This window comes from Hyphomicrobiales bacterium, from assembly GCA_016710435.1.
Taxonomy (GTDB): Bacteria; Pseudomonadota; Alphaproteobacteria; order Rhizobiales; family Aestuariivirgaceae; genus Aestuariivirga.
Map to the genome: position 1 here is coordinate 2,088,978 of JADJVV010000001.1, position 14,083 is coordinate 2,103,060.

The 14,083-nt window shown below is 62.5% G+C and carries 17 protein-coding genes; 12 read left to right on the forward strand and 5 right to left on the reverse strand.

The annotated features are described in order from the left end of the window. Window positions 1-16: 16 nt before the first annotated feature. The gene (locus IPM06_10065) at window positions 17-1,288 is read right to left on the reverse strand and encodes an NAD(P)-binding domain-containing protein (protein ID MBK8770760.1); all 1,272 of its coding nucleotides are present in this window, start codon (window positions 1,286-1,288) and stop codon (window positions 17-19) included. Window positions 1,289-1,535: 247 nt separating this feature from the next. Between IPM06_10065 and IPM06_10070 the strand changes: the two genes are divergently transcribed. Together IPM06_10070 and IPM06_10075 are read left to right on the forward strand one after the other, a co-directional pair. Further along, window positions 1,536-1,880, forward strand: coding sequence for a cupredoxin domain-containing protein (locus IPM06_10070; protein MBK8770761.1), 345 nt, complete (start codon window positions 1,536-1,538; stop codon window positions 1,878-1,880). An 18-nt stretch (window positions 1,881-1,898) separates the two neighbouring features. Further along, window positions 1,899-2,735, forward strand: a complete 837-nt coding sequence (locus IPM06_10075; GenBank protein ID MBK8770762.1) for an FTR1 family protein — start codon at window positions 1,899-1,901, stop codon at window positions 2,733-2,735. On the opposite strand, the gene IPM06_10080 is transcribed toward IPM06_10075, so the two are convergent. The 3 genes from IPM06_10080 to IPM06_10090 all read right to left on the reverse strand — a co-directional run bounded on the left by IPM06_10080 (window position 2,728) and on the right by IPM06_10090 (window position 5,428). Continuing rightward, entirely contained in the window at window positions 2,728-3,444 is a 717-nt protein-coding gene (locus IPM06_10080) for a GNAT family N-acetyltransferase (GenBank protein ID MBK8770763.1), read from the reverse strand. The genes IPM06_10075 and IPM06_10080 overlap by 8 nt on opposite strands. Further along, a complete protein-coding gene (gene menC / locus IPM06_10085; GenBank protein MBK8770764.1) occupies window positions 3,441-4,580 on the reverse strand; it encodes an o-succinylbenzoate synthase in 1,140 nt (379 codons plus the stop codon). Before menC ends, IPM06_10080 begins: the two co-directional genes overlap by 4 nt. An 86-nt stretch (window positions 4,581-4,666) precedes the next feature. Next, window positions 4,667-5,428 (reverse strand): DeoR/GlpR transcriptional regulator, encoded by a 762-nt coding sequence (locus IPM06_10090; protein MBK8770765.1) that lies wholly within the window; start codon window positions 5,426-5,428, stop codon window positions 4,667-4,669. A gap of 163 nt (window positions 5,429-5,591) precedes the next feature. Here IPM06_10090 and IPM06_10095 point away from each other — a divergent pair, with 163 nt between their 5' ends. From IPM06_10095 to IPM06_10135, 9 genes are all read left to right on the forward strand, one after another. Further along, window positions 5,592-6,875: an aspartate aminotransferase family protein gene (locus tag IPM06_10095; GenBank protein MBK8770766.1), complete on the forward strand. Its 1,284-nt coding sequence runs from the start codon at window positions 5,592-5,594 to the stop codon at window positions 6,873-6,875. A gap of 1 nt (window position 6,876) precedes the next feature. Then, window positions 6,877-8,394 (forward strand): aldehyde dehydrogenase family protein, encoded by a 1,518-nt coding sequence (locus tag IPM06_10100; protein MBK8770767.1) that lies wholly within the window; start codon window positions 6,877-6,879, stop codon window positions 8,392-8,394. Then, window positions 8,394-8,993 carry a BMC domain-containing protein gene (locus IPM06_10105; protein MBK8770768.1) on the forward strand — a complete coding sequence of 200 codons (600 nt, stop codon included), beginning with the start codon at window positions 8,394-8,396 and terminating at the stop codon, window positions 8,991-8,993. Before IPM06_10100 ends, IPM06_10105 begins: the two co-directional genes overlap by 1 nt. Window position 8,994: 1 nt before the next feature. Beyond that, window positions 8,995-9,366 (forward strand): hypothetical protein, encoded by a 372-nt coding sequence (locus tag IPM06_10110; protein MBK8770769.1) that lies wholly within the window; start codon window positions 8,995-8,997, stop codon window positions 9,364-9,366. Next, the gene (locus IPM06_10115; GenBank protein MBK8770770.1) at window positions 9,367-9,621 is read left to right on the forward strand and encodes a EutN/CcmL family microcompartment protein; all 255 of its coding nucleotides are present in this window, start codon (window positions 9,367-9,369) and stop codon (window positions 9,619-9,621) included. A 24-nt stretch (window positions 9,622-9,645) separates the two neighbouring features. Beyond that, window positions 9,646-9,927 (forward strand): BMC domain-containing protein, encoded by a 282-nt coding sequence (locus tag IPM06_10120; GenBank protein ID MBK8770771.1) that lies wholly within the window; start codon window positions 9,646-9,648, stop codon window positions 9,925-9,927. Window positions 9,928-9,936: 9 nt separating this feature from the next. Continuing rightward, complete coding sequence (locus tag IPM06_10125) at window positions 9,937-10,590, forward strand: microcompartment protein (GenBank protein MBK8770772.1); 654 nt, start codon at window positions 9,937-9,939, stop codon at window positions 10,588-10,590. Between the two features lie 14 nt (window positions 10,591-10,604). Next, the gene (locus tag IPM06_10130; protein MBK8770773.1) at window positions 10,605-11,615 is read left to right on the forward strand and encodes a phosphotransferase enzyme family protein; all 1,011 of its coding nucleotides are present in this window, start codon (window positions 10,605-10,607) and stop codon (window positions 11,613-11,615) included. A gap of 73 nt (window positions 11,616-11,688) precedes the next feature. Next, a complete protein-coding gene (locus IPM06_10135) occupies window positions 11,689-12,393 on the forward strand; it encodes a VIT family protein (protein ID MBK8770774.1) in 705 nt (234 codons plus the stop codon). Here IPM06_10135 and IPM06_10140 read toward each other — a convergent pair. Continuing rightward, a complete protein-coding gene (locus tag IPM06_10140) occupies window positions 12,390-13,559 on the reverse strand; it encodes an alpha/beta fold hydrolase (GenBank protein MBK8770775.1) in 1,170 nt (389 codons plus the stop codon). The two genes, IPM06_10135 and IPM06_10140, sit on opposite strands and share 4 nt — an antisense overlap. 234 nt (window positions 13,560-13,793) lie before the next feature. On the opposite strand from IPM06_10140, the gene IPM06_10145 reads away from it, so the two are divergent. Continuing rightward, on the forward strand, window positions 13,794-14,030 hold the full coding sequence (locus tag IPM06_10145; GenBank protein ID MBK8770776.1) for a hypothetical protein: 237 nt from the start codon (window positions 13,794-13,796) through the stop codon (window positions 14,028-14,030). The last annotated feature ends 53 nt before the right edge of the window (window positions 14,031-14,083 follow it).

A 14,083-nucleotide genomic window follows, 5' to 3' on the forward strand; every position in this document is an offset into this window, starting at 1 on the left:
CGCGAGGGTTGCCGCCTCACTGCGGCGCAGTCCTGCCGCGGGCGTAATCGTTGTAGACGAGATAGCCCTTTTGCGTGGCAATGTGATCGGCAATGTACTTGGCGTCGTGCCACACACCCCAGATGAAAGTGGAGCCGCGGCGTGAAAGCCACGGCAATCCCAGGAAATAAACGCCAGGTTCTGCCGAAACGCCCCGCTGATGCTTGGGCTTTCCCTTCTCGTCCAGCGCGCCCGGCACAAGCCAGCCATAATCGACGCCGAACCCTGTCGCCCAGATGATGGTGGAGACGCCGGCCTTGGCGAGATCAAGGTCGCGCAGCGGATGGCTGATGCAGTCGGGCGTCGCGCCGAAGACGCGCGCTTCCGGCTCTTCCGGCAGGTCGAGGCCATTGCGCGCGACGAAGGCGTCCGCCGCATCGAGAACGGACAGGTAGTTGGCATCGCCGTTGGCGACGTTGACCGCAAGATCACCTGCGAAATGCAGGAGGCCGTTGGAGAAGCCTTCGGTGCGGCCGACGAGGGTCATGCCCCGCACCGCGAGGTCACGGAAATCCACGGTCGCACCGCCATAGGCGCCACTCACCGCAATGGTGACATGCTCCTTCCCCTGCGGCGGGGCGGAGGCGTCCCACAGGCCCAGCACACCGAGCCACCACACGAAGTCACGTCCGCGATAGCGCCGCGGCGGCCGGTCATGGGGTCCGACGGAGAGATAGACGCGGCGTCCCGCCCGCAACAGTTCGTCCGCGATCTGCGCGCCCGAGGAACCGCCACCCACCACCAGTACGGCTCCCGGCGGCAATTGCGCGGGATTGCGGTAGGCAGTGGAGTGCATCTGCGACACACCCGAATTCTGCGGCACCATCGTTGGAATAACCGGAACCTGGAACGGCCCGGTGGCCGCCACAACATAGCGCGCCGCAATGCTGCCCGCGGACGTCTCGGCGATGAAGCCGGGACCGCCCTCGTTCTTGCTCACCGATAAGACGTTGACGCCACAGCGGATGGGCGCGTTGATCTTCTTGGCAAAGGCCTCGAAATACGCTGCCACGTCTTCCTTGCCGGGAAATGCGTCGGGCCCGCAGGAAAATTCCATGCCGGGAAAGCGGTCGTGCCAGGCAGGTCCGTTGGCAACGAGCGAGTCCCAGCGTTCGGTACGCCAGCGTTCGGCAATCCGGTGGCGTTCCAGGACGATGTGCGCAATGCCAGCCTTGCCCAGGTGCTCGCTCATCGCCAGCCCCGCCTGACCGCCGCCCACCACGAGCACGTCCGTTTGTTCAGTCGTCATCCCCGCGATTCTCCTCCGCAAAGCTATTTCGCGAGAGCGTATCGCGGACCCGGAAAACATGTCCAGCGACGCAACGCCGCCTCTTAAACCATTCGAATTGCAAGCGTATTTGTGCACTGCAACAGGAGCAACGGGCACTTTAGAATAAATCTAATACATTGAAATACTGAGAAGATTTGCCGCAGTTGATGTTGCCATCGCACCGGCGTATGAAATATTGAGTAGTTTAATCGGATATGGAGTCCACATGACACGCGCAAACACGATGGCGGCCCTGGCGTTCGGCGCCCTCATCCTCGCCGGCCCCACCAGCGCTGGAGCCGAAGAGCCGCAGACATTCGAACTTTCGATCAAGGGACAGGCGTTTGTGCCCGGCGAGATTCATGTTACGGCAGGCAAGCCTTTCATCCTCAAGCTGAAGAACGAGAACGATGCGCCTGTCGAACTCGAAGGCAAGGAACTGAAGATCGAGAAGGTCGTTGCCGGAAAGTCGGAGATTGTTGTCCGGGTGCGTGGCATGAAGGCGGGCCGCTACCTGTTCGTCGACGAATATCAGGAAGATGTGGCCAAGGGTTTTGTGATTGCGAAGTAGAAGTGGATTGATGTTGGCATGCTGGGTGCTCTGATCATTGTTTTCCGCGAAGTCATCGAAGCGGGATTGATCGTGGGAATCGTGTGGGCTGTTGCGAGCAACCTCGCTGCGGCCCGGGCATGGATTCTCTCGGGCGCCGCTGCCGGCCTCGCGGGCAGCGCGCTGGTTGCCGTCTTCACGGGCGCTATCGCCTCCGCTTTCGATGGCTACGGCCAGGAAATTTTCAACGCCTGCATTCTCGGCACCGCAGTGATCATGCTGGCATGGCACAACATCTGGATGGCCCGTCACGGCCGCCGCCTCGCCATGGAACTGCGCGAGGCGGGGCAGGAAGCCGTCTCGGGCAAGCGCTCGCTCTTCGCTCTGGCCTTCATCGTGTGCATGGCGGTGATGCGCGAAGGCTCGGAAGTCGTGCTGTTCCTCTACGGCATCATCATCTCCAACGGCGCCACGGGGGCAAGCCTCTTCGTGGGCGGCCTCCTCGGACTTGGGGCAGGGCTGCTGGTGTCGGTGCTCACCTTCAAGGGCCTGCTGACGATTCCCATGCGCCACTTCTTCACAGTCACGAACTGGCTGGTGACGCTTCTCGCGGCTGGTATGGCATCGCAGCTTGTGGGCTACCTGCAACAGGCCGGCATCATTACGGTTCTGGACGAGACGGTATGGGATACATCTGCCATTCTTTCGGAAAGCAGTGTGGTGGGGCGCGTGCTGCACACGCTCATCGGTTATGCCGATCAGCCCACGGCCATTCAGGTCATTGCCTATGTCGCGGTGATTGCCTTCATCTGGTCCGCAGCCCGGCTCCTCGGCGATCCGACGCCGGCAAGGCCGTCTAAGGCCGTTCTCACCTGACGGATTTTTCTCCAAGCAGATAGCAACAGGCCACGGGGTCATAGCCCCGGATTTCCCGACCCGCCGCGAACTGCGCTTGCAAGGCGTTCCGGACGCGCAATCGTTCCGACAGGGCAAGGCTCGGATCGTCCTTCAGCAACTGGTCCAGGTCTCGCGGAATGGTCAGACGCTCCAGCCCCGTTGCGGACGGCGTGTCCCCCCGCGCCAAGCCATCAACATGCGCATCCTGCAAATGCCATTCCGCCAGCAGGCGGTCGGAGGGGAGGCCTGCGTTGATGCCCTGCATCGCGCCATAATAGTCAGTGTAGTAAGTCGAAGCCCGCGCCCCGAGCCGCGCCATGTTGAGATGTGCATTTGCATGGCGAAGCGGGTCGAAGGTCCAGCGCACGAGCGTGATCCCGTGGGAAAGGCACCAACTGCGCTGGAAGAACTTGAGCCGCACCGCGAGTCCCGCGCCGCGTGCCTTCGGATGTACCGCAAGCCGGTGCGAGTGCTGCACATGTGTCTCCCGCGCGGGAAAACCGAACACGTAGCCGACAAGTTCGTCTCCCGAGAAGGCCCCGGCAACAAGGCCGCCTTCACTCTGGATCACCATCATGAGATCGGCCGGATCTTCCTTGTCGCCTTCTCCCCAGACGGTGCGTTGCAGCGCCTCGGCGGCAAGAAATTCGCCGAGGCCGGAGAGCACGCGCAATGACACGTCACTCACGGACCAAAACTTTCTGCGCTCACCGTCACCTTGCCGAGGAAGTCATGGTCAAGGGTGACGCCGATCCCCGCTCCGGCTGGCACGGGCATCAAGCCATCCCGCGCTTCCAGCGGTTCATTGACGATGTCCTTGGCGAAGTAGCGGCTGGAACTGGAGGTATCGCCGGGCTTGCGGAAGTTCGGCAGCGTGGAAAGGTGGATGTTGTGCGCCCGCCCGATGCCCGACTCGAGCATGCCGCCGCACCACACGGGAAAGGTCCAGGCCGCGCACAGGTCGTGGATGCGCCGCGCCTCCTGATAGCCGCCCACCCGCCCGACCTTGATGTTGATGACGCGCGTCGCGCCACTCTGCAATGCCTTGCGCGCATCAGCAGCCGTGCGGATGCACTCATCAAGGCAGACCGCCGTGCGGAGCCGTGCTTGCAGTTCGGCGTGGTCGTGGATGTCGTCCCATGCCAGCGGCTGTTCGATGTAGTCGAGACCGAAATCGTCGAGCGCCTCCATGATGCCGGCATCCGCCAGCGTATAGGCGCTGTTCGCATCGACGGTGAGATGGGCCGCCGGAAAAGCGCCGCGGACGGCCTTCACCAACGCCACGTCATGCCCCGGCATGATCTTCAGCTTGATCCGCTTGTAGCCCTGCGCCAGGTGCGATGCCACTCGGTCCAGCGTCACGTCGAGAGGGTTGATGCCGAGTGATACGCCAACTTCAATTTCGCTCTTCGTGCCACCAAGCAGCGTCTTGAGCGGCAGCCCCAGCGATTTCGCCCACAAGTCCCAGAACGCCATCTCCACCATGGCCTTGGTCATGAAGTGACCCCGCGACGGGCTCAGCAAGGCTTCCAGTGCCGCCGGGTTTTCGAAACGTTGACCGACGATTGCGGGCAGCAGCACATCGCGGAGCAGCGCCATGCCACCCGCAAGGGTCTCGTCGAGATAATCGGGCAAAGGGTCCATCACGCCCTCGCCGTATCCCTCAATCCCGTCGGATCGCAGGATCAGCAGCGGGAACAGCTTTTCGTGCATGGTGCCCGTGGCGATGGTGAACGGCGTGAGAAGCGGCAAGCGTATCACCCGCAGTTCCGCCTGGTCGATGCGGAGGGCTGGTCTGAGCGTGGTGGGAATGACGGTGGGCATGGGCATCCGAAAGGAGGGCAAAAGGAAAATGAATGCTTATGGCCCGCGGGCGCCCATGGCAAGTTTGCGGGCGCGCCAACGCGCTTTCACGCCACGACGACCTTGGCTTCGGCAGCGGCGAGATGCGCCTGCAGCGCCTCGGGCAGCGCCTGGTCGGTGATGAGCGTCACGTTCTCTGACCACGCTCCATAGACGGCAAGTGAGATCCGGCCGATCTTGCTGCGGTCGGCAACCACGATCGTTTCCGCCGAGCGCCGCATCATCGCACCGTAGATGAGGCCGGGGCCAATTCCCGCATCGCTCGGACCTTCGGCGGTTACGCCACTCGCACCGAGGATCGCCTTGCTGGCGCGAAATTTCTGCAATGCATCGATGGTGTCCGGCCCGCTGATCAGCCCTTCGCGGCCGTCATACTGCCCCGGCAGCATCAGCACCTTGTGCAGCGGATTGGAGGCAAGGGCCGCCGCAATCGAGAAGGCATGGGTGATGATGGTGAGGTGGTTGCGCTCCGCTGCCAGCCTGCGTGCGAAGTGCAGCGTGGTGGCACCACCGCCGATCATCAGGATGTCGTTGTCTTCCACCAGTTGAACGGCACGCGATGCAATGCGCTCGCGTTCCTCCACCATCAGTTGCTCGCGCTCCGCCAGTGCAGGTTCAAGGCTCATGGGGCGCATGGCACCGCCATAGGTGCGGTTGATGAGGCCGCGCTCTTCAAGTTCGGTGAAATCGCGCCGCACCGTTTCGGTGGAGACGACCAGCCGTTCCGCCAGCTCATTGACGCGCAGGGAAGGCGCGGCCCTGAGTTCCGCCACGATCCGTGCCTGCCGTTCTGACTTCGATTGCCGCATCGTCGCGCTCCTGCCGCCACACTGCCTGACTTTGCAGCCGCTGTGACCAGCTTGCATCATCTACGTTGCAAAATAGTCATAATTTGCCCACTTGACAACGATTATATGTTGTGATTGCATCATTTGGTGACCAATCCGGGCGTTTAAATGTTGGAAGTGCAACATGTTTGACTATGGCCATTTCCGCTTCGACTCGAAGCAGGACCTGTTCGACAAGGCCATCAAGTTCTGGAATCCCGACAAGACCAGGTTCTGGCAGTCGGTGGGCGTCGACCTCGTGATCGACCGCCGCGAAGGCTATTTCCTCTACGACATGTCGGGCCGCCGCCTCATCGACCTGCACCTCAACGGCGGCACCTATAATTTCGGACACCGCCATCCTGAGCTGATTGAAACGCTGAAGGGCGCGCTGGACTATTTCGACATCGGCAACCACTGGTTCCCCTCCGTGGCCCGCGCCGCACTTTCCGAGTCACTGGTCAAGGTCTCGCCCGGCATGGCCTATGCCGTCTTTGCACCCGGCGGTGCGGAAGCCGTCGACATCGCGCTCAAGTCGGCGCGCTATGCCACCAAGCGCCGCAAGATCGTTTCCATCATCAAGGGCTATCACGGTCACGCCGGCCTTTCAGTTGCGACGGGCGATGAACGCTTCACCAAGATCTTCCTTGCCGACCGCCCGGATGAATTCATCCAGGTGCCGTTCAACGACATCGGGGCCATGGAACAGGCGCTGAAGGGCAACGACATTGCCGCCCTCATCATGGAAACCATTCCGGCCACCTACGGCTTCCCGCTGCCCAAGGATGGCTACCTCAAGGCCTGCCGCGACCTCTGCACAAAATACGGCGCCATGTATATCGCCGATGAAGTGCAGACGGGATTGATGCGCACGGGCGAAATGTGGGGCTGGCAGGCCTATGGCATCCAGCCCGACATCATGGTCACGGCCAAGGGCTTGTCCGGCGGCATCTATCCCATCAGTGCAGCACTGCTGAACGAGAAGGCCGGGGGCTGGCTGCATGAAGATGGCGCGGCCCACATTTCCACCTCGGGCGGGGCCGAACTCGGCTGCGTTGTCGCCCACAAGGTGATCGAGATGCTGCTGCGCCCCGAAGTGAAATCCAACGTGGCCACCGTCACGGAATTCATGCGCGATGGAATGGCCGAGATGATCCAGCGCCACGGTGACATCTTCACCGGCGTGCGACAGAAGGGCGTCATACTCGGACTCGAATTCGGCCACAGCGGCGAAAATGCCGTGGCCGTCTCGCGCGCGCTCTACGAACACGGCATCTGGGCGATCTTCTCCTCGCTCGACAAGAGGGTGCTGCAATGGAAGCCCGGCTTGGTGCTCACGGCCGACCTGTGCCAGGAAATCATGGATCGCTTCGATGCCGCCATGCCGCGCGCCCGCGAATTGGTCCACGCCGCGAAGAAGGTGAATTGAGATGAGCGACACCTCCGCACCCCGCCTCAAGATGCCGGACGCGACCCTCGAACAATCCCGCATGATGCTGGACAAGGCGCGCTGGGCCGCCGCCCGCATGCAGAAACTCGACCGCGCCACCGTGCTGCGGATTGCCGATGCGGTGGCCAAGGCAGGCCATGCAAAGGCGCAGGCCTATGCCGAGCAGGCCGTGCGCGAGACAGGCATGGGCGTCGTCGCTCACAAGAAGATCAAGAACGAAGCCTGCTCCACCGGGCTTGTCGATCTCTATCGTCACGAAGATTTCGTGGCGCCGCGCATTCATGCCGACCGCAAGATCGTGGAACTGCCGCGGCCCGCAGGCGTGATCTTTGCGCTCGTCCCCGTCACCAATCCGGTGGCGACCGTTTATTTCAAGACACTGCTGGCGCTGATGACGCGCAATGCCATCGTGCTCTCGCCCCATCCGCAAGCCAAGGGCGTGTGTGCCGATGCAGCGCGTACGCTGGCAGAAGCGGCAAAGGCCGCAGGCGCACCGGACGGCGTGATCCAGGTGATCGAAGCGCCCACCATTCCGCTGATCGAGCAACTGATGGGCGATGACCGTGTGGACCTTATTGTCGCCACCGGCGGCCCCGCCGTGGTGAAGGCGGCGTACCGGTCCGGAAATCCGGCGATTGGCGTCGGCCCCGGCAACGCTCCCGTCGTGGTTGACGACACGGCCGACATCAAGTTGGCGGCCAAGCGCATCGTTGCCTCCAAGAGTTTCGACAACTCCATCCTCTGTACCAATGAATCGGTGGTCCTTGCCTTCACCTCGATTGCGGATCGCCTTCTGGACGCCATGAAGGCCGAGCGCGCCCACATCTGTTCGCCCGAAGAATGCGACAAGCTGCGGGCACTGCTCTTCACCGAAACCGGCTTCAACGTCGGCATGATCGGCAAGGACGCCGAAGTGATCGCGTGCGCCGCCGGCTTCAATGCCTCCGGTGCGCGCATCCTCGTCACCCCCGTGACGATGGTGCAGCCGGAAGAAAAGCTGGTGCGTGAGAAGCTGGCACCCGTTCTCGCCTTCGCACGCGTGCAGGGCATCGACCAGGCGCTTGCCGCGGCCCGCTCCATGATGCGCAAGGCGGGTCAGGGCCACTCCGCCGCCATTCACTCCAAGAGCGAAGCCAATGTCATGGCCTTCGCCGCCGCCATTCCAGCACTGCGCGTGGCGGTGAATGCAGGATGTTCACTGGGCGCCTCAGGCTTTGACACCAATCTCGGACCGTCCATGACCATCGGCACGGGGTTCGCCGGCGGTTCATCGCTGGCGGAAAACCTGACGCCGCACCAGTTCGTGCAATTCACCCGCATCGCCTACAACAAGGAAGCGGGCGAAGTGTTCGGCAACTATGCCGGACTTGATCCGCTGCATCTGCCGAAGCGAACAGTGGCCCCGGTCTCGCTCGCCGTCGACAATGGTGACCAGGCGTTGCGCGCCGAACTCCGCAAGATCATCCTCGAAGAACTGAAGGCTGTGATGGCGGCATAATGGCAACGCTCCGCTCCCATATCTTCATTGACCAGCTGCAGCCGCAGACCATGTGTTATCTCGGCGCCTGGATCAAAGGTTCTCTGCCACGCACCAACATGGCCGCGCAGATCATTGAGGTCGCACCAGGTCTCGACATTGAGGCCCTCACCGACGTGGCCCTGAAGTCAGCGGACGTGCAGGGCGGCATCCTCGTGGTGGAGCGCCAGTTCGGCTATCTCGAATTTCACGCGCGCGATGTTGCCGCCGTGAAGGCCGCGGCCGAAGCCGTGCTGGACGCCATGGGCATGTCGCCGGACAAGGCGATGAAGCCCAAGATTCTCGCCTCTAGGATCATCACCAAGATTGATCCCGGCCATGCCTTCCTCATCAACCGCAACAAGGGCGGCTCGATGATCCTGCAGGGCGAAACCCTCTTCGTGCTGGAAACCGAACCCGCCGCCTATGCCATCCTCGCCGCCAACGCCGCGGAGAAGGCGGCGAATATCAAGATCGTGGACTACCGGATGATCGGTGCGACCGGGCGGCTTTATCTGTCCGGCACGGAATCGGAAGTGCGCGCCGCCGCCACGGCGGCCGAGCAGGCGCTGGAGATGTGACATGACCAACACCGATCTCCGTCAGATGGTCCGCGATATCCTGCGCGAAGTCGTGCCGCCGAAAGGCGCGGCTTCCGCAGGTGTGGAAAGCGTTCGCATCGGCAATGATGCTGACCTCATGGCCTTCGCCCGGCGGGTGATTGCAGCCCAGGCCGCCGTGACCGCAGGCCAGCTTCGCTTCACGCTCGCCACCACGCCGGCGCTTGCCACACCACAGCCCGCAAGCCAGGCCCTGCAGGGCGTTGTCACCGAACATGTTGTGGACAAACATGCCGCCGCCGGCGTGCTCGTGCTTGCCCCCGGCGCTGTCATCACCCCGCTGGCGCGCGACCGCGCCCGCAAACTCAATCTGAGGATTGAAAGGAGACGCTAGATGCTCAAGGCAACAGTGACGGGCCGCATCTGGTCCACCAAGAAGGTTTCGGAAATGCCCGCGGGCTCCATCCTCGAGGTCGTCGTGGATGAATCAAGCTCGAAGCTTTTAGCCTTTGATCCGCTGGGTTGCGGCGAAGGCGAGAAGGTGATCGTTGCCACGGGCTCCGTGGCGGCCTCATGGTTTCCCGGAAAATCACCCCCCATCGACGCGCTGATCATCGGTTCCATCGATGACAGCGCCGCGAAGAAGTAAAACCCAATCCTGAAGGAGGATAACATGTCCAGCAACGCAATCGGAATGATCGAGACCAAGGGCTACGTCGCCGCCATGGCCGCCGCAGATGCCATGGTGAAGGCCGCCAACGTGACCATCATCGGCCGCGAGCAGGTGGGTGATGGCCTTGTCGCAGTCATCATCAACGGCGACGTCGGTGCCGTGAAGGCCGCAACCGAAGCCGGTTCCGAAGTGGCGGGCCAGGTCGGCACGCTCGTCTCCGTGCATGTCATCCCGCGTCCGCACGCCGACGTTTCCAAGCACTTCACCTCTGCCGCCAAGTAAGCGCTGCCCATGACCGCCGCACGTCCGGCGGCCAAAGGCGAGTTGCGCGTATTCCTCACCGTGGATACGCTGCAGCCGCAGTTCGCCGCCTATATGGGAACGCCCACCCGCGCGCGGGGCTATCCGCCCTATGCCGGCCAGCACGCCCTCATCATCGAGGTCGCACCTGGCCTGATGATCGAGCGCGTGATGGACCTCGCTCTCAAGGCCGATCCGGACCTTGAGCCGGGAATCCTGTTTGTCGAGCGTCAGTTCGGCATTCTGGAAATCCATGGCAAGGACAAGGAAAAACTTCTTGCCGCAGGCCGTGCCGTGCTGAAGGGCATGGGCCTCACCGAAGGCGACCAGTTGGCGCCGAAGCTGCTCTACACGGACCTGATCGAGAACATCGCCGACCAGCATGCGGTGATCATCAACCGCAACCGCCAGGCTTCCATGGTGATGCCCGGCGAAACCCTGCTGGTGGTGGAGATGGTGCCGGCGCTCTATGCCGCCATCGCCGCCAACGCCGCGGAGAAGGCCGCCCCGAAGCTGACGCTGGTGGACGTGCAGATGATCGGCGCGGCGGGCCGTCTCTACATGTCTGGCACCACGGCGGACGTCGAGAAGGGCCTTGCCGGGATCGAAGCCGTTCTGGCAGGTATTGAAGGACGGAAAAGCTGAGGGGAGAGACGGACGTGGCTGACTTTGACGCGCTGACCCATGAGCAACAATTGCCCATTCTGCTCGAACTGGCGGAAGCGGCGACCAGGCTCTACGACCTGCCATCGCCGCTCACGGTCAAGCTCCTGAACATCTCCGAGAATGCCACCTACAAGGTGGAGGCCGGTGACGGCCGCCGCTGGGCGCTCCGCATCCACCGCGACGGCTATCACTCGAAGACGGCGATTGCTTCCGAACTCGCCTGGCTCATCGACCTGCGCAACACCGGCGTCGTGACGACACCCGTGCCGGTGAAGGGCAGGGACGGCGAACTCATCCAGCTGCTCGGCCACAAGACCATGCCGCGCCCCCGCAACATCGTTCTTTCGCAGTGGGAGACGGGTGCGGAGCCGGGGATCGGCGAGGATCTGTCGAAGCCCTTCGAAGTGCTCGGCGAAGTCACGGCCCGCATGCATCTCCATACCCAGAAGTGGACGCGCCCGCCGTGGTTCACGCGCTTCACCTGGGATTTCGAGACGAGCCTCGGCGAGAACAAGCCCCATTGGGGCCGTTGGCGCGATGGCATGGGCGTGGATACGGAACGCGCCAAGCTGTTTGGCCGAACGGTCGATCTCATCGGAAAGCGCCTCGCGGCCTACGGCAAAGGACAGGAGCGCTTCGGCCTCATTCACTGCGACCTGCGCCTTGCCAATCTCCTCATCGATGGTGATGCCGTGAAGGTCATCGACTTTGATGACTGCGGTTTCGGCTGGTACATGTACGATGCCGCAACGCCCGTCTCGTTCTACGAGCACGAGCCACAGGTGCCGGGCCTGATCGAGAGCTGGAAGACAGGCTACCGCCGCGTCATCAACCTGTCGAAGGAAGATGAAGCGGAAATTCCCACCTTCGTGATGCTGCGGCGCCTGCTGCTGGTGGCCTGGATCGGTTCGCACCACGAAACCGACCTCGCGAAATCCATGGGCCTGCCCTATACGGAGGGCACACTGGGCCTATGCGAAAACTATCTCCGCACCGTCTCCTGAGCGTGCCTGCGGCAATCTTGGACGCGACACCGCCGGCGAATGGTTTTACCTTTTGGCCACAACAGGTGAAACCATGACCCAGCCATCCGCCCATCCCGACGACCCCCACTATCTCATGCGCAGCGGCTGGCTCCGCGCCGCCGTGCTGGGCGCCAACGATGGCATCGTCTCCACATCGTCGCTGGTCGTGGGCGTTGCCGCCGCTGATCCCAATCCCACGGCGGTGCTCATTGCAGGCGTTGCCGGATTGGCGGCCGGTGCCATGTCCATGGCTGCGGGCGAATATGTCTCTGTCTCCTCGCAATCCGATATCGAGAAGGCTGATATTGCCCGCGAGATGCAGGCCCTGGAGGATTCACCGGAAGAGGAGCTGGAAGAACTGGCGGCCATCTACCGCGAACGCGGTCTCAGCGATAAAACCGCACTCCTCGTCGCCCGCGAACTTCACGAGAAGGATGCGCTCGCGGCCCATGTGCGGGACGAACTGGGCCTTTCGGAAGTGCATGTCGCAAATCCCTTGCAGGCAGCGCTGGCCTCCGGCGTCACCTTCAGCATTGCCGCCGCCATTCCCGTGCTGGCCGCGATCTTCGCGCCTGCCGCAACGATCATCCCCGTTGTGCTGGTCGTGTCCGTCATCACCCTTGCGATCCTCGGTGCGTTGGGTGCGAAGGCCGGTGCGGCACCCATGGCTCCCGCCGTGATGCGGGTGGTGTTGTGGGGCGTCTTCGCCATGGCCGTCACGGCAGGTGTCGGCAAGCTGTTCGGTATCGCCGTCTAGCTCTCAAGGAAGGCACACACCGCCTCGCGGAATCGCGGCCATGCCTCGTCCTTCTCCAGGATGAGATGGTTCTTGCCTTCAAGACCGACGAATGACGAGTTGGGAATACGGGCCGCAATCCGGCGGCCCTCCTCGAACGGCTGCATGGCATCCTCCCGGCAATGCAGCACAAGCGTGGGCGCCTTCACCTGCTCCAGCAGGTGCGTGACATCCAGCATGTCCGACACGCTGCGGATGCGCACGGCATTGGCAGGCGACGTGGTGATCCGTTGCAGATTGTTGAACCAGTCCACCTGCTCGGCACTTCCGCCCGGAACGAAGTTGGACGTGAAGACCTGGCGGAATGCCGGGTTCTCCTGTCCCCATCCCGCGCGCATCAGCGTCAGCATGGCATCGATGAGTTCATTGTCCTGAGGCGAACCGCGTAGCCTGCGGCCCAGCGCAAAGCCACCATAGAGCACAAGCTTCTTTACCCGTTCGGGATGCTTGACCGCATAGGCGATGCTGACGGCGCATCCTTGCGAGGCACCGAACAGCGAGAAGGTCTCCAGCCCCGCAGCATCCACGACGGACTCGAGATCGCGTACGAAGGCATCGAATGAAATCTCGTCCACGTCCCAATCCGACAGCCCGTTGCCGCGCGCGTCGTAGCGCGTGAGCTGCCACTTGCTCGCCATCCACTTCAGGAGATGACTCCACACCGGGCCATCCCAATCATGTTCAAGATGGTTCAGCCAATTGCCGGCTTTCACCAGCGGTTCGCCATCGCCAACGGTGGAATAGGCGATGCGGACATTGTCCGGAGTTTCACAAAACCGTATCTCTTGTGTGCTCGCAGGACGGATGACCGCTGGTGCGCTCCCTTCCGAAGGTGACAAGTTTTCACCATTCGCAGGCGCGGCGTCGCCGACAAAACGGTAGCCCCGGCGCGGAACGGTCTTGATCATCGTCTGGCTCTGGCCGGAGTCACCAAGCGCCGCGCGGGCTGCATTGATTCGGCTGGTCAGCGTCGAGAGTGACACGACACGTCCCTGCCACACGGCATCGAAGATCTGCTCCTGGCTCACCACGCGGTCCTGGTTGTTCACAAGAAAGGCGATGAGATCAAGGACTTGCGGTTCCACTGGCACGGCAGACCCGTCCCGCCGCAACTCGCGGCGTTCCATATCAAGTTCAAATGTGGAGAAGCGGAACGACACAAGTTGCCTCTGTGATGGAGCCCCGCAGCCGCCTTATGGAGCGAATCTGGCCGCAATCTCAAGGCAAAATCAAGACAGCCTCAAAGTCTCGGCCCCGCGAAGCACCTAGACGACGCGCCATGAACTGCACGCCCCGGCCCGCACTGTCAGCATACCCTGCAGTTCTGACGCTGATCACGCGGGCCCTATCTGGAGACTGAAATGAAGTATGTTCTTATTTCTCTTGCGGCCCTCACGCTGTCGGCCAATCTCGCCGCCGCATCAACGTCCTACGGTGAAAGCGCCCGCGCCTCGGGTTATGATTGCGCCCGCTTCCAGTCGGCATCCGAAATCCAGCTGACGCCCGGCGCCATGGAGGTCTGCCATGACCGCTATGTGCAGCTGCGGATGCTCCACGAGAACAACGACAAGGGCAACAACAACCGCAGCCGCAGCTAAGCGGCCACGGTGAAACGACGTTGGCCTTGATGCCCCCCGTCGGGCCAACGGAT